The organism is Balneola sp. EhC07 (assembly GCF_001650905.1).
Taxonomy (GTDB): domain Bacteria; phylum Bacteroidota; class Rhodothermia; order Balneolales; family Balneolaceae; genus Balneola.
The window spans coordinates 25,738-44,581 of record NZ_LXYG01000020.1; the positions used below are offsets into that span (position 1 = coordinate 25,738).

The window sequence follows — 18,844 nt, forward strand, 5'->3', positions numbered from 1 at the left end:
AATTTCCGGTTTTATTATTGTGATCATCTCGTTATTTCCGCATCTTTTACAAGCCAAATATCCTAATAATAAAAACTAAAAGATATGAGCAATTCTAATCCAATCATCGGGGTAGTAATGGGCAGCGACAGCGACTGGCCAACCATGAAACAAGCAACAGACATTCTGGATCAATTTGGTGTCAGCTACGAAAAGAAAGTGGTTTCTGCTCATCGTACCCCAAATGACATGGCTGATTATGGCGAAACAGCCCGTGACCGTGGATTGAAAATAATTATAGCAGGAGCCGGTGGAGCCGCACATCTTCCGGGAATGCTGGCAAGTCATACTACTCTTCCTGTTATCGGTGTACCTATTCAAACTTCTGCCCTAGGTGGTTTGGACAGTCTGTATTCTATCGTTCAAATGCCCAATGGGATACCGGTTGCTACAGTAGCTATCGGTAAAGCACAAAATGCCGGGTTACTGGCGATAAGAATGTTAAGTATGAACGATTCCGGTATTTCAGATAAACTGGCTGATTACCATGCAAATCTAGCTGATGAGAGTAGAGAGAAAACTAAAAACCTTAGCTAAACTTATTCTTTTTTCGCACGTATTTTCATCAGGTTTCAACGAATCTGATTAACTACATGGCTTCATCAAAAAAAAGAAAATTTATCCGTTACTTTTTATTGCTGTTCTGGAGTTCAGTAATTCTGTGGCAATTTTTTCAAATGAATGCACGAGGATTTGATAAAGACAGCGTGCTTGCATCAGATCAAGATATTCTATTTGCAGAAACCGATGAATACTTGTCTTTTATTCCGCAAACAGATTCAATGAATACTTCCGTATTATTCTTTCCGGGAGCTTTGGTGCAACCTGAAGCCTATACCCCACTGGCAAAAAAATTAGCTCAAAAAGGTTATTCTTCTTATATACAAAAGATTCCATTCCGCATTGCCATCACAGATAATATGGAACAAGAAGCATTGAAAAAGGCATCTGAATTTATAACTAATTCAAAAGAAGGAAACTGGATTGTTGCAGGACATTCACGAGGCGGAAGAATAGCTGCAAATTATGCAGCGCAGTATCCACAAACGATTTCAGGATTAATATTGATTGGGACATCACATCCCAAAGAAAAAGATCTTATAAATCTTACTATTCCGGTTTTGAAAATTTCAGCCAGTGAAGACGGTTTAGCAAGCCCTTCAGAAATAAAACAATTTGCTCATAATTTGCCTTCTAGTACTAAATTTGTAATGATTGAAGGAGGAAATCACTCACAATTTGGATATTACGGATTTCAATTCGGTGCGGGTTCAGCAATTATAACAAGAGCAGAACAACAAATAATACTACAAGCAGAAATTTTAGATTACTTAAAACACATCAACTAGATTCTAGTTTAGAAAATATCCCACTTACAAAAATAATTGGCGATACGATAATTTAAGCGTACTTTATGCACGGATTGGTTCTGATATCTCGACTACGGTATTGAACTACTTGGGTTTAGGGTTGATCTGATCATTCCGAAATTTAGTTTTAACAAGATATATATACACATGAACATTTATGTAGGGAACCTTAGTTACGGAGTTTCTGAAGACAATTTACGGGAAGTATTTGAAGCTTATGGAGAAGTAAGCTCTTGCAAAGTAATCACTGACAAATATTCCGGCCGTTCAAAAGGCTTTGGGTTTGTTGAGATGGATAATGATTCAGAAGCACAAGCAGCTATTGATCAATTAGACGGAGCGGAAATCGACGGACGTGCAGTTCGTGTAAACGAAGCACGCCCCAGAGAAGACAAAAAGTAATTAGCTTTTTCTCTTTTTAATGAATTTAACCCGATCTGAAAACAGGTCGGGTTTTTTTGTGCCTGAATTTTCAGTAACATTTTTTCTTTGATTCAGTATCACTCAAACATAATAAAAACTTAAATCAACGGAGCACAATCATGATCATGTCAACAACTAACAATTTGGACGGAAGAGAAGTAAAGAAATATCTGGGAGTGGTAACCGGAGAAGCGATCTTAGGAGCTAATATCTTTAAAGACTTTTTTGCAGGCATCAGAGACATTGTTGGTGGTAGATCTGCTGCTTATGAGCGTGAACTTCAGGAAGCCAGAAGATTAGCTTTCGGAGAAATGGAAGACAAAGCCTCCAGAGTTGGCGCTACTGCAATTATCGGTATCGACATTGATTACGAAACTATTGGTGCCAACGGAAGCATGCTGATGGTGTCAGTAAGCGGAACTGCGGTACTTGCTGAATAAGATCTAACCACAGAGAACACTGAGTTTAACATTCTCTGTGACCTCTGTGGTTTATCGATTACCCGAAAACGTCTTTCATTTTTGAAAAGAATCCTTTTTCCTGCTGTTTCATATTTACAGCATCAAAGTTTTCTGATTCTCTAAAGCTTTCCATTGCTTTACGTTGTTTATCAGTTAGTTCGCTTGGCATATAAACATTTACTCTAAGTAATTGATCTCCTGTTCCTGAATTATTCAAACCAACTATTCCTTTGCCACGCATACGAAGAAGTTTACCAGGCTGAGTTCCTTCTTCGATCTTGAGTTTTGCTTTTCCTTTAAGTGTCGGCACCTGAACTTCTGTTCCTAAGACTGCATCAGGTATACTTAAATTTAAGTTGTAATAGATATTATTTCCTTCTCTTTCAAAGTGCTCATGCTCTTTTTCTTCTATAAGAACAATAAGATCCCCGGCAGGTCCACCTCTTCTTCCGGCATTTCCTTGACTGCGAAGAGTAATGTAGTTTCCGTTTGAAACGCCTGAAGGAATATTGATCTTAACGGTTTCTTCACCCTTGATCCTTCCTTCTCCTACACATTTAGAACACTTGGTTTTAATGATCCTTCCATCACCGCTACAAGTAGGGCATGGTTGTACATTTACCATTTGTCCAAGCATAGTTCGGGTAACCTGACGAACTTCTCCCATTCCATTACAAGTTCCGCAAGTTTCAAAGTCTGAATCTGTCTCAGCACCGGTACCGGTACATTTATCACATATCAGCTGCTTCTTTATCTTTAATTTCTTTTCTGTACCAAAAGCGATTTCATTTAGCTCGAGCGGCATTCTGATCTTCATGTCAGAGCCCGGTGTTCCCGGCTGACGTCTTCCACCTCTTCCTCTGGATTGACCACCAAAGCTTTGCTCTCCGAAAAATCCGCTCCCGAAAATATCCCCGAAGCGACTGAAAATGTCTTCGAAGCCCATTCCGTCAAAATCGACTCCACCGCCTCCGAAACCACCTTGATTACCGTTTACTCCGGCATGGCCGTATTGGTCGTAGCGAGCTCTCTTTTGCGGGTCTCTGAGCACATCATATGCTTCTGATGCTTCTTTAAATTTCTTTTCAGCTTCGGCATCCCCTTTATTTCTATCCGGGTGATATTTCATCGCCTTTTTGCGATAGGCTTTCTTAAGCTCAGCTTCAGAAGCTCCTTTGTCTACTTCAAGTATTTCGTAATAATCTCTGTTTGTCATCTTTACTGGCTCACTATCACTTTTGCATGCTTAATTACTTTTTCTCCCATTCTGTAGCCCCGCTCAAGAACCTGAAGAACGGTATCACTTGGAGTTTTTTCATCTGGTGCAGGTTGACGTAACAAAGCATCATGAAGATTCACATCAAAAGGAACGTTGATCTCATCGATTTTTTCGATTCCATGCTTGGCAAGAATATCTTCAAATTTACTAGAAACCATTTCAACACCTGCAAGAAAATTCTCATCTACAGCTGAATCTTTACTTGCATCCAGAGTTCTGAGCAGATCGTCATTAAGTGGTAAAAAGTCTTGAAGCGCTTCAGCTTTTACCTGCTCTCTAAGTTGAAAACGCTCTTTCTGAACTCTCTTTCTAACATTTTCAAGTTCAGCAGCTTTCCGAAGTACGGAATCTTTGGCTACAGCTAATTCACTTTCTAATTCTTCAATCCGAAGTTCTTTCTCATCTTTAACGTCCTCATCAGAAACCTCTGAAGACTCCGTTTCACTTATTTCTGTTTGATCTTCTTCCAGTACTTCGTTCTCGGAATTTTCTAAAATTTCTTCTTGCTCTTTATTACTCATTGATGTCTTTAAAATGGGGTTCTGTTTTCTAGAATATTTAGCAAATATAATGCCAGCACCAGTCACTTTTTCTTTAATGACAATCTTTCGGGAATAAAACCCATAAAAAAACCCATCAGTTTACCTGATGGGTTTTAAACTTCTGTTAAAAGAGGTTCTATTGCTGACTCAAGCAATCTCCGGCACAAACTGAAACACTTGATTTATTCAGCACATTTATTGCGGGAAGATTTGATCCAAATTTTGCTTCAATAGTTGCGATGATTTCATTCACAATTAAAGCATTTCCTCTTGGGTTTGGATGAATTCCATCCGTTGAAAGAACTCCTGTTGGAGCAAAGTCAGGTGATAGATCTACACCGTCAACAGTAATTCCTGGAACTCCATCACTTAAACCAAATAAGTCAGCGAAAACTCCGGTCGCAGAATTTGTATCATACAAAGTTAACCTACTTGAATTTGCAGCGACAACCTGTGCCATTATTGCGTTAAAAGTCTGGCGGCTAGTTTCGATTTCTTGTAACTCGGATGGAATCAAAACGAAACGATCTTCAACCGCATCCTGCAACCCATAAGCTCCTTCACCAAACGCATCTACCCCTAGCAGAGAGCCTAGTGAAAGAATAGTCAGATCCGTTGGTTCAGATTGTCTCAATGGTGGTAATCCAAAAGCACTTAAATCAGTTAATGTTTCATCTTCCATTACAAAAGCATTAGCTCCTGCTGCAAAAGAAATCATTCTTCTATCTGCTTCTGCTTGGGTAATAGCACCTGCAGTAGCTGCTTGCTGAACACCATTATTATAATCTGAATAACCTTGAGTAACCGCATTTGCAGTAGCCGCATCTAAGGGGACTGGGTTATAGGGTACTGCTCTAAAGAAAGCTAGACCTAAGAATGAAGGTATATTAATAACTACCCCATCAGCCGTTGTTTCAGTCATAAGATCCGTAACTACGTCCGTAAATCTAGTCTGAAAATCTGCATTTGAAGTTAATGCTGCTGAATTTGAAGCTCCTCCTCTTGCATAATCTAGCACATCATTGCTTCCAATCCACAGTGAAAAGAACGTTGGATCTGCATTAATAGCATCTCCAAGAACAGTAGATGCTCCCGGATTACTTGCAAACCTTCCGTAAAAAGGATTATTTGCAGTTGCAGGATCTCTTAGTTGCCCCACAGTTACACCCGGAACTCCGAAATTGTTCAAAGCGGGACCAGTATAAGCCGTTGGAGCTTCTCCATTAATCACCGGGGATGGAATCCTTGCATCAGTATCCAATTTAAATCTACCAAAAGTAATTCCGTTACTTGGATTAGGACTGATTCCTATATTATATCCGTTTTCAGAATTAATTACAGGTTGATTAAATGTATAATCTCCGTCAACAGTAGCTGCAAAACTAGTGGCTAAAATTGCACCTATGGAATTAGTTTGACCAATATTATATAACGCTCCATCCATTAAACCCGCTGTTAGCGAGTTACCAATAGCTACATAGTTAGAAAAGTCAGCGCTTCCGGATGTATAAGTTGGAGGCGTCGGAAGAGGGTTATCTTCCAGCTGATCATTTACGAGTGAGTCTTCTATACCATCACAAGAATATGAAATCAATCCTGTGACGATCAGTAATAAAAATAATTTATTTAATTTCTTCATTGTTATATCCTTTTCTTAATTCAAGAATTGATCAAATGTTAGAGAGAAGTAGTAAATAGCTCCTAAAGTCGGATTACCAAACGACGTTTCGTATCGTTCATTTAGAATATTGCTTCCTCCGAATTTCAAGATCGTATTTGCTGATGGAAGCTTGTAACTGATTTGAGCATCCAGCGTTCCGTAAGCCGGTACAACTCCATCACCAAAGGAAGAATCCCAGTAATAAGCATCCTGCCATCTGTATACCATATTGAAACCAATATTTTCGATGAAGTTTCTATTCTCTAATCTTACGTTATATCTCCACTTCGGAGTATTGTAGCTAGATCGGAATCCTTGATCACGTAGATCCTGCTCACTTATTAGCTCATTATAAGCTACGTTACCACCTAACTTATAGCCTCCGTCAAAAGAATAGTCCATACTTACTCCAAATCCTTGTGACTTAACTTCTCCATCAGCGTTTACATCAAATCCGAATTCCTGAGTATCCACCCCACCTTGTATGATATCATCTTTTCCGGCATCACTATCTGCATCGAAAGCACCAGGATCTTCGGTTAAACCATTTGGAATACCTTGTACAAACTGTATTTCAGCTATGAAATCTGTGTACTGGCTGTAGTAATAGTACGCGTCAACTAATAAACGGTCTGTTACAAAACCCTTGTATCCAACTTCGTAAGTACTGATTTTTTCGGTTTTGAAATCATCGAATTCCACCGCTTCTAGCATGGCTCTAGCTGCAGCGTCGTCTCCATTTTGATTAAATTCGGCTTGAGCAGCGCCTACACTTTGTGCAGTATAAACTGTATTGGTTTCAAATCTGTAACGGTCAACCAGATCCTGATTACTACCTATAAGCAATCTGGTTACTACATCAAGTTTAATAAACTGATCCTGAGTAGTCGGCATTCTAAATCCGTTTTGATAAGAAGCTCTGAAGTTATGACGATCTGCGGCTGTATAAATTGCAGAAACTCTTGGTGAGAACTGTCCGTCAAAATATTCGTTCTTGTCGTAACGAACAGATGCAGAAAGATTTAAATCATCTTCCATAAAGTTTTTTGAACCTTGAAGATAACCTCCGAATTCATTGATCCCATATTCATCTCCGTTGTTATCTAACGCAAATAATGTACCTTCAGAATCCAAAGCGTAAATACGATAATTTACACCACCAATAAGCTCAAGAGTAGCAGGATCAATTATATTAGAGAAATTATAAAGTCCCTCTACATGATACATATCTGACTTATCAAGAAATTTTGCTCCGCCAGCAGAAATTGGTGTAGATCTGAGACTCGCTTCCAGATCAGCAAAGTTCTGGGTTCCCGGTAAGTAATCCTGCTGATTTGCAGTGGCTTGTTGTTGAGCAGACGCATGAGCTTGCTCTACTGAAGCACCTTGAGATCTTGCTCCTAAAAATGTTTGGAAATAAGGAGTCAGGTATGCAGTTTGATTAATTCTTGTAGCAACCGTATTTGCTGCATAAGAATCTCCCGCATCTTCCTGAGTAGTATAAGCTCTTAAAAAGAAATTAGGGTTTCTGAGTTCTACTTTAGCGGTCCAGATATTGAAATCATCTAATACAAAACGATCGTTTGCAGTGTATACCGTACTACCAAAACCTGTGTTATATTGTCCCAGAATTTCGTAGTTATCATTGAGACGATAATGTAAAGCTGCTCCAAGTTTTAAACTTTCAGTTGTATTGTCTACAAAAGAATTTTCAGCAAAACCCGGTGCAGAAAAAGCTCCGTCTCTTCCATCCGGCACTAATGATCTTAATGCCTCAACCTGAGCACCTGTTGCCATATCTTCCGGGGAAGCATTTGGATCTTTTCCTGCCCTTATCAAACCATCAGCTATGGCTCCAAGAGTAAACACATCATCGCCATAAATATTTACTCCGTTGAATACACGAGCTCCGTTTCTTTCTGTAGCCCCACGCTCTACAACTCCACCTGTTACAAAACTCTGATCTCTTCTATCCTGAGCAACAAAATCCTGAGCTTTTAAATAAGAAGCAGTGAATTTAAATGCGAATTTATCATTAAAAGCATCCGCATATCTCAAATCATAAGACTGGTATACCTGAGGTCCGTCCTCAACATTGCTGTCAAAATGATTTAAGCCTAATTTAGTATTGAATGAAAGTCCTTTATACTCAAATGGGCTTTTACTATTCATAAGTAAAATACCGTTTAAAGCATTTGGCCCATATAGCGCTGAAGCAGCACCGGGAATCATTTCTGCACTTTCAAGATCCAGCTCAGAAATACCAACAATGTTACCAACTGCGAAGTTTAAGCCTGGTGCCTGATTATCGATCCCGTCAATTAACTGTACAAAACGGGTATTACCATTTGATCCAAATCCACGAGTGTTTATAGATTTGAATGTTAAACTTTGAGTACTGAAATCAACCCCTTTTAAATTTGCAATTCCATCATAAAAATTTGGGGAAGCTGAAGTTTGGATTTCAATAACATCCATTTTCTCAATTGAGACCGGAGATTTTAAAATACTTTGTTCAACCCTCGAAGCAGAGACTACAACTTCTTCTCCTAAAAACGTCTGCTCCTGCATTCTGATCTCTAAACCGGTGGTATTGGCATTAGTAATGTCAACTTCTTCAGTCTGGAATCCAACTATCGAAAAAACCAGAATAAGTGGTGGGTCTTGTTTAATGGAAAGCGAGAACATTCCATTTCCGTCTGTAGTCGTTCCTATCAATTTATCTTTTACGCGAATATTTACACCCGCAAGTGGCTCTCCGTCAACATCAAGTACCTGACCTGATACTTCTGTAATTGCTTCTTTTGGCGATAGAGTATTTTTAGCCATAGAAACAAACGAAAATACGAGAACCATGCTTAACCCAAGCATATATCGTATCAATTTATTCATAGTTCTAATCCTGATTTATTAATGTTGTAGTCTTTTAAACTTTTTGCGTCACCGATGAATTTATTAAATGACACACTTTAGCAAAGAAACGTCGGTTTGTCGGATAATGCAAGCGCTTTCATAAATAAAAAATCAAAAAACAGTCATACGCTTATGCATGATTTAATTCATTTTAAATCATTATTATCTATCCGAATAATTAAAATAATCTCATGTTTAAAAAAACTCATCTCTCAATCTTATTTCTTTTTTGCTGTCTGACAATTTCATGTGCTCAGAAAAACAGCATTTCATATTTGGCATTAGGTGACTCATACACTATTGGAGAAGCTGTTTCGGAAGATCAACGCTGGCCTGTTCAATTAACTGAAAAACTTAATGAAGCAGGGATTAAGGTTAACGATCCGTTAATTATTGCCAAGACCGGCTGGACAACCAATGAGTTGCAAGAAGCAATTGCAGAAAAAAATCCGAAAACTGATTATGATTTAGTTTCGCTTTTGATTGGCGTAAATAATCAATACCGAGGCTATCCTATTGATCAATACAAAAAGGAATTTAAAGAGTTATTGCTTCAAGCTGTTGCATTCGCTGATGGAGATAGCACCAAAGTATTTGTAGTTTCAATACCTAATTATGGCGTTACTCCTTTCGGTATAGAAAAGGGAGAAGAGAAAATAAGGCAAGAATTATTGGTTTATGATGCAATTGCTGATTCTATTTCATCAGAAATGAATATTCCGTTTGTAAATATCACTCCGGTTTCTGAGAAAGCGAAAGAAGACTCAACATATATAGCTTCGGATCAATTGCACCCTTCAGGTAAACAATACAAAGAATGGGTTGATCTGATTCTTCCGGAGGTAAAAATGGTTTTAAAAAAAACTTCTCAGAATAGTAACTAACATGAAGATGTAATTTCTGAGTTATTACAATCCGTTATCTTTTGGATAATTCAGACTATTAATAAATTTTCAAATATATAACTATGGACAGATTCAATAATATTTATTCAAAAAATATCCGCCTTATCCCTGCAGTCCTATTTCTACTCTTTAGTATTAATTGTTCAACAATGGCTCAACCTGTTGCTGAAAACTCTCAAAGAACTATTTCCATTAATATGTCGGCAACTGAATTGATTCCCGCCGATCTGATCATTTTTTCAATTAATATTAACGCCGAAGAAAAAACACCTGAAGCTGCTTTTGATACTCATAAAAAAAGAGAGGCTGTTTTGGCTTCCCTTCTAAAGGAATTTGATATCAAAGAAGAGGATATCAATTTTGAGCCGATCAGAATGAATAAGAGAACCAACTACAATAATCGCCAGGAAGAGGTTACTGTTAATACTAATCAGCAAGTTTCAGTTAGTTTCTCCGACTTTGAGATCTATGAAAAAATTCAGGTAAGCTTGATCAAGAATGGCTTTGATTCTTTTAACGGGAGCTTTTCGTCCTCAAAACTCGATGAAGGAAAAGATAAAGCATTGATCTCAGCAATTCAGAAAGCTAAAGAAAGAGCTGCATTCATCGCTGAACAATCCGGCGTGAAGTTAGGTGAGATAACTACCATCAACTATTCCGAGCATCAAGTAAATTACCCATCGATGTTTATGGAAGCAGATATGGGGCTATTTAAATCTGAAGCTCCTTCAATGATGGATTTTGCTCAGACTGTTTCTGTTACCGCAAATATAACTATAGTATTCCAGATTGAAGATTAACCGTTAAGTATCTAGGCTTTAATCGCCTAGATATTTTTTTATTGTGTTCTCAAGCACCTCTAAGGTTACCGGTTTTGAGATAAAATCTGACATTCCGGCTTCTAAGCACCGTGCTTTGTCTTCCTTAGAAACATTGGCTGTCATAGAAACTATAACGGGCTTCTGTTTAATTTCATCTTCACTTAAAATCTTTTTCGAAGCTTCAATTCCATCCAATCCAGGCATTTCCATATCCATAAGAATTAGATCGTACTTATTTTTTGAGACCTCCTCTACAGCTTCAAACCCATCAGATACAATCTTAACTGCGTATCCCAATCGTTCCAACATTTTTTCTGCTACTTTTTGATTAAAAACATTGTCCTCTGCCAATAATATTCTGGAAAGATTCTTTTTATTTTCGACTTCAATTGAATCTAAATTTGACTCTACAGAATCACTCTCTTTGAGCTTTTCGGATTCTATTGTAAAACTAAACGTTGCACCTTTGGTAACATTATTCTCAACCCAAATATCTCCTCCCATATTATTCACCAATCTCTTGCTTATAGCTAACCCCAATCCTGAACCGCTATAACGACGATTTCTTGCAGAATCAATTTGCGAGAATTCTTTAAATAAAAGACTCATTTTGTCTTCGGGAATACCAACTCCGGTGTCTTTTATTGAAAACAATAAATTACCATTCTTCAATAAAGACGTACCTTCTTTAACTTCTACGATTATCTTTCCCTCTTCGGTAAACTTAAGCGCATTACCAATTAGATTGATCAAAACCTGCCTAAGCCTTACCGGATCGATCATAAAGCGCCTTTGATCACCAACACTATATTTACTAACCAATTTAACTTTATTAGATTCATTAAGAGCGGATAAAATTTGAATGGTATCCTCTAAGAAGACATCCAACTGCACCTTTTCGTAATTCAATTGAATATTTCCGGTATCAATCTTTGAGAAATCTAAAATATTGTTGATCACACCTAACAAGCTTTCCCCACTCTTCTTAATGATGTTGGAAAATTCGATTCTATCCTCATTAGATTTCGTATCAGCTAATAACTCAGAAAAACCTATGATCGCGTTTAATGGAGTTCTCAATTCATGCCCCATTGTTGAAAGAAACTGACTCTTAGCAATGGAAGCTTGTTCTGCTTTCTCTTTTGCTTTTCTTAACGAACTTCCAAATCGATTGGATAGAATAAGTGACTGCAAGAAAAAGAACAGCAGATACCCGAAAAGATTAAGTAATAAGTTTTCTTGAATAATGACAAAATACTCCAGAAGATTATGGAAGAACACCATAAAAATTACTATCCCACTTGCGATAGCATATTTAGCACTTTCATTTTTATTTAATACCGCTTTTAAAAATACCCAACTTGAATAAAATATATATATTGGTATAGCTGAAAAAAAGATATTTATCAGTTGCGTGAAATAGAACGCCGGTGTAAGTAATGCTATAGCAGCCAGCACCAAGAAAAAACTATTAAAGCCATGGATGATTTTCTTTGAGGCTTCTTGAGTGTAGAGGTGTAGTATAAATAGCCCGAAAAGAACCGGTGATAAATAGAGGGAAATATATTCTAGCTTAAGAGTCACAATCCATGGAATATTCTCTAAATAAAGATGTAATGGGTATAATTCTGTCCCAAAAACTCTGTAACTATAACAGAGGCAGAATAACGAAAAATACAAAATTGGTTTTTCATCCCTCCCAAATAGATACAGACCAAAGAAGAAAAGCCCACCCATGACCAAGCTTCCGGTTAAAATGAAAGCGTATCCTAACTTCTTTTCTCTTTTCTCTATTAACTGGCTTTCAGAACCGAAATAAATAGGAAGCCGTGCTCCTCCCTTTTTATGCTGAAAATTGGATATCTGTAATACTATCTCAAGGCTATCTTTATCAAATTGATCTAAAGCAACAGTTTTTGGAATCCATTTTGGAATATGAGTCTCTTTAGTTGTTCCTACAACCCCATTTGATGCGATCAAAACTGTATCCGCATAAAGATTATAAGCAGTATATAGATCAGGAATGCTGAATGCCAGCGCCGGATAATCTTTTGGAAGTAATATTTTCAACCTATAACTCGCAAACCCGAATGAGCTGAGTCCCTCTTCACTCTGCCACATATGTGGAAACTCACGATATTCGATATCTTTTGAGACATTCTCAAAATCCACAAGCTGTTTCCAAAAAAATTCCCACTCTCCATTTAACGGAATAGGCTCTGACTCAGTGAAATCAGTTCCCCTAAGATCTATAACCCCCGACTCTGCAACTTCTTGAGCATTTAAACTGCTTATCGAAAAAAAAAGAATTAGTAATGTTTTCCCTATAACACCAGTTTTTCTCTGCACAATTCGAGGGGTAATTGATACTTCAGTTTTTGTGGAAACTTCTTCACTGAAAATAGATAATTAAAGAGGTATCAAAAAGGAAATAAACATAAATTTACCTACTCATAAATAGCTTTATAAACTCGCTCTATAAGATTTTATACAGATAATCCCACACAGTTTCAGCAACAACCTTATGTCCTTGCACATTTGGGTGAATTTGATCGGGCTGCATGAACTCATCTCTCCCTCCTACTTTATCCAGAATTAAAGGGATCAGGGTGAGATTATTTTTCTCAGCCAATTCCGGATACAGGTCCTGAAACTCTTTAGTATAGTCCGTTCCCAGATTAGGAGGAACCTGCATACCTGCAATTATGATCTCGATCTCCGGATTTTTTGCCTTAGCTCGATCTATAATCTGTTGAAGATTGTCTTTTGTTGATGAAAGATCTATGCCACGAAGGCCATCGTTTCCACCCAATTCAAGGATCATTATGTCGATATCTCTTTGTAAAACCCAATTGATCCGTCTTAAACCTCCTGCCGAAGTCTCTCCACTCAATCCGCCGTTGATCACTTCGTAGTTCAAACCCAATGAATCTATCTTATCCTGAATAACAGCCGGAAATGCTTGTTGAGGCTGAATACCATATCCCGCTGAGATACTATCTCCAAAAAACAAGATCGATTTTTTCTCTTGTGAATATATATTCATACTCATCAAAAGTGAGAAGAGAATAATAATTGAGTGTCTTTTTTTCATAAACAGTATTTTCAAAGCTAAATATTTATAACAAATTTAAACTAATCAACGTAACTAATTTTGCCATATTACGGAATGGTAATACACACATTTTAGGTTAAGAGTTCATTAATAATAAAAGAACATCGTGAATCATATTTTAAAACTGGAAAGCCTTACCCGCCAATTTAAAAGCGGAGATAAAACACTTACCGTTGTAGACAATGTAACTTTCGAAATTGAAGAAGGTATCTCTTGCGCAATTGTTGGACCATCAGGAAGTGGGAAAACAACTTTATTGGGATTATCTGCGGGATTAGATCAACCTACATCCGGAGATGTTACACTGAACGGAATCAATTTGAAACCTCTTAATGAAGACCAAAGAGCAGAAGTTCGTAATCGACATGTCGGATTCGTTTTTCAAACATTTCAGTTAGTTCCCACACTTACAGCCGTCGAAAATGTTATGGTTCCTTTGGAGCTACGTGGCGAAGCGACAAATCAGGTTCGAGAACGGGCGATCGAGCTTCTCGAAGAAGTAGGATTAGGGGAACGCTCCCATCACTATCCTACTCAACTCTCAGGTGGTGAACAACAACGGGTTGCAGTAGCAAGAGCTTTTATTAATAATCCGAAAATACTTTTCGCTGATGAACCCACCGGTAATCTTGATTCTGAAACAGGTGAACATATCGAAAACCTGATTTTTGATCTGAACAGAAAACAGGGAACAACTCTGGTTCTGGTTACACACGATCTTGACCTTGCTGATAAATGTGATCGGGTAATAAAATTGAAAAACGGAGAGGTCGATTCTGATGTCTTTAAATCATCAGGGGAAGCCGTAGCGTGAATAAATTATTCTGGATCTTTAAAATGGCGTGGCGAGATTCCCGTTCCAACAGAAAGAAATTATTTCTTTATCTGGCAGCTATAATCGTTGGTGTAGCTGCTCAGGTGGCGATCAGCTCCTTCAGAGAAAATCTTAATGACAGTATAAATGAGCAATCAAAAGAATTGCTTGGCGCCGATCTGGAAGTTGAAAAAAACTCCCCGTTCCACGACGAATTGGAGATATATCTCGATTCCTTAGGTGGAGAACGATCTGATGCTTTAAGTTTTACTTCAATGGCTTACTTCCCTAAATCAGGGACTACAAGACTTTCTCAAATAACTGCCTTGGAAGGCGATTTTCCTTATTACGGCGAGCTTAAAACCGATCCTCAATCTGCTTCTGATACCTTTCAAAAAACTGCAGGGGCTTTGGTTGATGAACCAATTTTACTTCAGTTCGGATTACAACCCGGTGATTCTGTTAAGATCGGATTAATAACATATGAAATTGCAGGCGCTTTGCAGGAAATTCCCGGTCAACCGGTTGCGGCTTCCTTTTTTGGTCCAAGAATTTATATTCCCAAAGAGAATATCGAAGCAACAGGACTTCTTCAGCGCGGAAGTCAGCTTGAGTATATTTCCTACATAAAATATCCGGAGGGTACAGATCCTATTCTTGTAGAGTCAACTCTGGATGCAATGAATGATTCAGTTCGTTTTGGGTACGATGATGTAGCCGAAAGAAAGGAAGAAGTTGGTGAAGCTATTTTGTATTTGTCGAATTTTCTGAATCTGATTGGTTTTATAGCATTGCTACTGGGAGGGATCGGAGTTGCCAGCTCTATATTTGTTTATATCCGGCAAAAGATAAGCACTGTAGCCGTCCTTCGCTGTGTTGGAGCGTCATCCAATCAGGCTATGAGTATTTATTTGATCCAGGCTGTATTCATGGGTTTTATAGGAGCTTCAATTGGTGCTTTTATTGGTTCGTTGATTCAACTGTATCTACCTGTTTTGGTTCAGGATTTTGTTCCCGTTGATATTGAGTTAGCGCTTTCATGGAGTTCAATTTTTATTGGAATAATTACAGGGGTCTCCATTTCTCTGATTTTTGCTCTTTTCCCGTTGCTCGCCGTTCGTAAAATATCTCCGCTTTTTACTCTGCGCTCAGTTGATATAAACCTTTCCAAACTCCTTAACTGGATAACAAGGTTCTCTTTATTTGGTTTGATCGGTGTTTCTGTAGTTGGTTATGCATGGTTAATGCTTAATGATATTCTGGCAGCTATTTTCTTTACTCTCGGGCTCGTTTTCTGTCTTTTGTTATTATCAGGAATTGCTTTTTTAATTATGAAAGGAGCACAGAAGTTTAATCCTAAAGCTTTTGGTTATGAATTCAGACAGGGATTGGCAAACCTGTATCGCCCAAATAACCAAACCTCTACCTTGCTTCTCACTTTTGGACTGGGAGTAACATTAATAAGTTCTCTTTATCTAACTCAGGATATGCTTTTAGGAACCATTAATTTCGATGATGGTCAGGATCTTCCAAACCTTGCACTTTATGATATTCAGTACGATCAGAATGAAGGCGTAAACAAGATCATTCTTGATAATGACATGGAACTGCTTCAAAATGTGCCCATTGTTACTATGCGTCTGCAATCTATAAATGATACTACCGTAGCTGAGTTCATGGCTGATTCCAACCGTAAACCAAGGAGTTGGGCATTGAATCGCGAATACCGATCTACTTACAGAGATTCTCTGGTTTCTACTGAGACCGTTAATTCCGGAGTTTTTGTAGGAACCGTTACAGATTCGGAAGACCTTGTTCCTATTTCTGTCTCCACTGATCTAATGAGTGATCTAAATGCTCAGGTCGGCGATACTATAGTTTGGGATGTTCAGGGAATTCCAATTTCAAGCTTTATCGCCGGAACAAGAACTGTTGAGTGGCAGACGCCACAACCCAATTTCTTCGTGGTTTTCCCAACTGGAGTACTGGAGCCTGCACCTCAATTTTTTGCAACTACATTAAATACACCAAGCAGAGAAGCTTCTTTAGAATTACAGCAAAAAATCGTTCAGGCTTACCCGAATGTATCTGCAATTGATATAGGTCAAGTACTTGAAACCGTTCGTGATTTCATCGATAAAATTACATTTGTGATACAGTTCATTGGTTTGTTCAGCATTATTACTGGACTGATCGTATTGGCCGGTTCGGCTGCTACGAGTAGATATCAAAGAATACGAGAAGCTGTTTTATTAAGGACATTGGGGGCCAAACAAAAACAGGTTATCAAGATACAAGTCATTGAATATGTATTCTTGGGAATCATGGCAGCTCTAACCGGTCTCACTCTTTCTGTAGGAGCCAGCGCCCTGTTAGGGTACTTCTATTTTGATATAGACTTTGTACCTAACTTTGCCATTCTGGGAATTGAAACTCTGATTCTTATTGGTTTGGTTCTCACTATCGGGTTATTGAATACCAGAGGAATTCACACACGCCCACCTTTGGAAATATTACGGGATCAGGCTGCTTAGCTTTTGATGATATCTTGATCAGATGTTAATAAATGGAACTCATGGGTTTAGAATGAGTTCCACTATGTAAATAATACTAACAAAACATTTGAAATGAAGACATTATCCAGATTAAGTATTTTTGCACTCATATTAACTTTGCCTTTTATAGGCTGTGACAGCATAAGCAAGACCGCTAAAGGAACTGCTATTGGTGCAGCAGCAGGAGCTCTTGCAGGAGCGGTTATTGGTAAAGCAGCAGGTAATACCACAAATGGAGCAATCATTGGTGCTGCGGTAGGTGGTGCATCAGGTGCGGCCATTGGCAACTATATGGACAGACAATCCAGAGAACTTGAAAATGATCTTGAAGGTGCAAAAGTTGAAAGAGTCGGGGAAGGAATAAAAATTACTTTTGACTCAGGAATACTTTTTGATGTTAATTCCTATCAGCTTAAAGATGCTTCCAGAGAAAACATCTCCGAGCTATCTGAAATCCTTCAAAAGTATGAAGACACCAATATCATGTTTTCCGGATATACGGATAACACAGGTAGCGAAGAATACAACCAGAAGCTTTCAGAAGATAGAGCAAAGGCAGTAGCAGAATATGCGGCCTTTACAGGTGTGGATGCTGAAAGAATGACTATTATAGGTTACGGAGAATCAGATCCTGTAGCTGATAACAGTACAGCAAGCGGTCGTCAACAAAACCGAAGAGTTGAAATCGGAATTTGGGCGAACGAGAAGCTCAAAGAAGCTGCTGAGAAAGGTGAAATAGAATAACAGATTTAATTTTTCTTTATCCATCCCTGCACATTTTTATGTGTGGGGATTTTTTTTGCTTACTTTCTGCAGAATTAAACGGATATCTATGAGTATTAGAAAAAAATTATCTCCTGTAAGAATAAAGAATAAATTTTTCAGAAAAGAGATCGGTAGCGCTCCGGGGACCCTAACTCACATTGGGGAGAAAAAACTGGAAGATATAATCATTGAAATACATGATTACAGCAATACTCATCTGGATATAAAAAAAATTACAACCATTGATGAGTGTAAACCCTACGTTGATACAGCAAACCCAACCTGGGTGCAGGTTAAAGGCTTACATGATATTGGATACCTGAAGCAGCTTTGGGATGAATTTGACTTCCATCCTCTTATTCAGGAAGATATTCTAAACACTACTCAACGTTCAAAAATTGAAGACTACGGAGAGCAAATTTTCATCGTACTAAAAATGCTCTATATGGAAGATGGAGTTCTTCAACAGGAACAGGTTAGTATAGTGTTTACTGAGAAATTCATTTTTTCATTTCAGGAATCCGAACGTAAAATATTTCTACCTATCAAAGAACGCCTTGCAGTAGAAAATACCCGCATGCGTAAAGGCGGTCCTGATTATATGTCTTATGCTTTGATGGATATCATTATCGATTATTACTTCGCTGTTCTCGAAGAACTAAATGAGAATATCGAAATAATTGAAGAGGAACTCTGGTCGGGTGAAGACAGAAATGCTTTATCTTCCATTCACAAAATAAGAAGACAGCTTCTTCAATTCAGGAAAAGTATCTGGCCATTAAGAGACAGTATAAACTCACTTACCCGGGATGATTCACCTCTTGTTAAAGACGAAACGAAATTGTTTCTCAGAGACGTTTCTGATCACACTTTACAGATTGTAGACAGTCTTGATAATAATCGTGAAATGGTTTCCAGTTTACATGATATGTATCAAACCAACATCAGCAACAGAATGAACGAGGTAATGAAAGTGCTAACTATAATTGCCACTATTTTTATACCTCTTACTTTTATTGCCGGAATTTATGGAATGAATTTTGAGTACATGCCGGAACTGGGTTGGCAGTATAGCTATCCTATCGCGTGGGGTGTAATGATCTTGGTTACCATTGGAATGGTTATATACTTCAAGAGAAAAGACTGGATGTAAAGAGAACTGGATCTTATTTGTTTCACAAA

Annotated in this window: 16 protein-coding genes; 10 read left to right on the forward strand and 6 right to left on the reverse strand. The window is 38.0% G+C overall.

All coding sequences use genetic code 11. The features are described from left to right. The first annotated feature begins 84 nt into the window (after positions 1–84). The 4 genes from purE (at position 85) to A8B79_RS14735 (ending at position 2,272) form a co-directional block, all read left to right on the forward strand. Complete coding sequence (gene purE / locus A8B79_RS14720; protein WP_066224160.1) at positions 85–576, forward strand: 5-(carboxyamino)imidazole ribonucleotide mutase; 492 nt, start codon at positions 85–87, stop codon at positions 574–576. Between the two features lie 56 nt (positions 577–632). After that, positions 633–1,388: an alpha/beta fold hydrolase gene (locus A8B79_RS14725; RefSeq protein WP_066224162.1), complete on the forward strand. Its 756-nt coding sequence runs from the start codon at positions 633–635 to the stop codon at positions 1,386–1,388. Positions 1,389–1,556: 168 nt separating this feature from the next. Then, entirely contained in the window at positions 1,557–1,811 is a 255-nt protein-coding gene (locus A8B79_RS14730; RefSeq protein WP_066224164.1) for an RNA recognition motif domain-containing protein, read from the forward strand. Positions 1,812–1,951: 140 nt separating this feature from the next. After that, the gene (locus A8B79_RS14735) at positions 1,952–2,272 is read left to right on the forward strand and encodes a heavy metal-binding domain-containing protein (protein WP_066224165.1); all 321 of its coding nucleotides are present in this window, start codon (positions 1,952–1,954) and stop codon (positions 2,270–2,272) included. 58 nt (positions 2,273–2,330) lie between these two features. On the opposite strand, the gene dnaJ is transcribed toward A8B79_RS14735, so the two are convergent. The 4 genes from dnaJ to A8B79_RS14755 form a co-directional block, all read right to left on the reverse strand. After that, on the reverse strand, positions 2,331–3,509 hold the full coding sequence (dnaJ, locus tag A8B79_RS14740; RefSeq protein WP_066224167.1) for a molecular chaperone DnaJ: 1,179 nt from the start codon (positions 3,507–3,509) through the stop codon (positions 2,331–2,333). A 2-nt stretch (positions 3,510–3,511) separates the two neighbouring features. After that, positions 3,512–4,093 (reverse strand): nucleotide exchange factor GrpE, encoded by a 582-nt coding sequence (locus tag A8B79_RS14745; protein WP_066224169.1) that lies wholly within the window; start codon positions 4,091–4,093, stop codon positions 3,512–3,514. Between the two features lie 157 nt (positions 4,094–4,250). Further along, positions 4,251–5,753 carry an SGNH/GDSL hydrolase family protein gene (locus A8B79_RS14750; RefSeq protein ID WP_066224170.1) on the reverse strand — a complete coding sequence of 501 codons (1,503 nt, stop codon included), beginning with the start codon at positions 5,751–5,753 and terminating at the stop codon, positions 4,251–4,253. A 15-nt stretch (positions 5,754–5,768) separates the two neighbouring features. Further along, positions 5,769–8,666, reverse strand: a complete 2,898-nt coding sequence (locus A8B79_RS14755; protein ID WP_235603759.1) for a TonB-dependent receptor — start codon at positions 8,664–8,666, stop codon at positions 5,769–5,771. Between the two features lie 212 nt (positions 8,667–8,878). Between A8B79_RS14755 and A8B79_RS14760 the strand changes: the two genes are divergently transcribed. Beyond that, complete coding sequence (locus tag A8B79_RS14760) at positions 8,879–9,571, forward strand: SGNH/GDSL hydrolase family protein (protein WP_066224172.1); 693 nt, start codon at positions 8,879–8,881, stop codon at positions 9,569–9,571. Between the two features lie 83 nt (positions 9,572–9,654). Then, on the forward strand, positions 9,655–10,392 hold the full coding sequence (locus A8B79_RS14765) for an SIMPL domain-containing protein (RefSeq protein ID WP_235603761.1): 738 nt from the start codon (positions 9,655–9,657) through the stop codon (positions 10,390–10,392). An 18-nt stretch (positions 10,393–10,410) separates the two neighbouring features. Here A8B79_RS14765 and A8B79_RS14770 read toward each other — a convergent pair whose 3' ends face one another. Further along, positions 10,411–12,762 (reverse strand): ATP-binding protein, encoded by a 2,352-nt coding sequence (locus A8B79_RS14770; RefSeq protein ID WP_066224173.1) that lies wholly within the window; start codon positions 12,760–12,762, stop codon positions 10,411–10,413. 127 nt (positions 12,763–12,889) lie between these two features. Next, entirely contained in the window at positions 12,890–13,459 is a 570-nt protein-coding gene (locus A8B79_RS14775; protein WP_235603762.1) for an arylesterase, read from the reverse strand. A 175-nt stretch (positions 13,460–13,634) separates the two neighbouring features. Here A8B79_RS14775 and A8B79_RS14780 point away from each other — a divergent pair, with 175 nt between their 5' ends. The 4 genes from A8B79_RS14780 to corA all read left to right on the forward strand — a co-directional run bounded on the left by A8B79_RS14780 (position 13,635) and on the right by corA (position 18,815). Beyond that, positions 13,635–14,342 carry an ABC transporter ATP-binding protein gene (locus A8B79_RS14780; protein ID WP_066224178.1) on the forward strand — a complete coding sequence of 236 codons (708 nt, stop codon included), beginning with the start codon at positions 13,635–13,637 and terminating at the stop codon, positions 14,340–14,342. Then, positions 14,339–16,876 (forward strand): ABC transporter permease, encoded by a 2,538-nt coding sequence (locus A8B79_RS14785; RefSeq protein WP_235603764.1) that lies wholly within the window; start codon positions 14,339–14,341, stop codon positions 16,874–16,876. Before A8B79_RS14780 ends, A8B79_RS14785 begins: the two co-directional genes overlap by 4 nt. A 93-nt stretch (positions 16,877–16,969) precedes the next feature. Further along, entirely contained in the window at positions 16,970–17,641 is a 672-nt protein-coding gene (locus A8B79_RS14790; protein WP_066224182.1) for an OmpA family protein, read from the forward strand. An 88-nt stretch (positions 17,642–17,729) separates the two neighbouring features. After that, positions 17,730–18,815, forward strand: a complete 1,086-nt coding sequence (corA, locus tag A8B79_RS14795; RefSeq protein ID WP_082894204.1) for a magnesium/cobalt transporter CorA — start codon at positions 17,730–17,732, stop codon at positions 18,813–18,815. Positions 18,816–18,844: the final 29 nt, after the last annotated feature.

Coding starts and splice junctions, on each gene's coding strand:
- purE (WP_066224160.1), top strand. CDS start 85: ATGAGCAATTCTAATCCAATCATCGGGGTAGTAATGGGCAGCGACAGC.
- A8B79_RS14725 (WP_066224162.1), top strand. CDS start 633: ATGGCTTCATCAAAAAAAAGAAAATTTATCCGTTACTTTTTATTGCTG.
- A8B79_RS14730 (WP_066224164.1), top strand. CDS start 1,557: ATGAACATTTATGTAGGGAACCTTAGTTACGGAGTTTCTGAAGACAAT.
- A8B79_RS14735 (WP_066224165.1), top strand. CDS start 1,952: ATGATCATGTCAACAACTAACAATTTGGACGGAAGAGAAGTAAAGAAA.
- dnaJ (WP_066224167.1), bottom strand. CDS start 3,509: ATGACAAACAGAGATTATTACGAAATACTTGAAGTAGACAAAGGAGCT.
- A8B79_RS14745 (WP_066224169.1), bottom strand. CDS start 4,093: ATGAGTAATAAAGAGCAAGAAGAAATTTTAGAAAATTCCGAGAACGAA.
- A8B79_RS14750 (WP_066224170.1), bottom strand. CDS start 5,753: ATGAAGAAATTAAATAAATTATTTTTATTACTGATCGTCACAGGATTG.
- A8B79_RS14755 (WP_235603759.1), bottom strand. CDS start 8,666: ATGAATAAATTGATACGATATATGCTTGGGTTAAGCATGGTTCTCGTA.
- A8B79_RS14760 (WP_066224172.1), top strand. CDS start 8,879: ATGTTTAAAAAAACTCATCTCTCAATCTTATTTCTTTTTTGCTGTCTG.
- A8B79_RS14765 (WP_235603761.1), top strand. CDS start 9,655: ATGGACAGATTCAATAATATTTATTCAAAAAATATCCGCCTTATCCCT.
- A8B79_RS14775 (WP_235603762.1), bottom strand. CDS start 13,459: ATGAATATATATTCACAAGAGAAAAAATCGATCTTGTTTTTTGGAGAT.
- A8B79_RS14790 (WP_066224182.1), top strand. CDS start 16,970: ATGAAGACATTATCCAGATTAAGTATTTTTGCACTCATATTAACTTTG.
- corA (WP_082894204.1), top strand. CDS start 17,730: ATGAGTATTAGAAAAAAATTATCTCCTGTAAGAATAAAGAATAAATTT.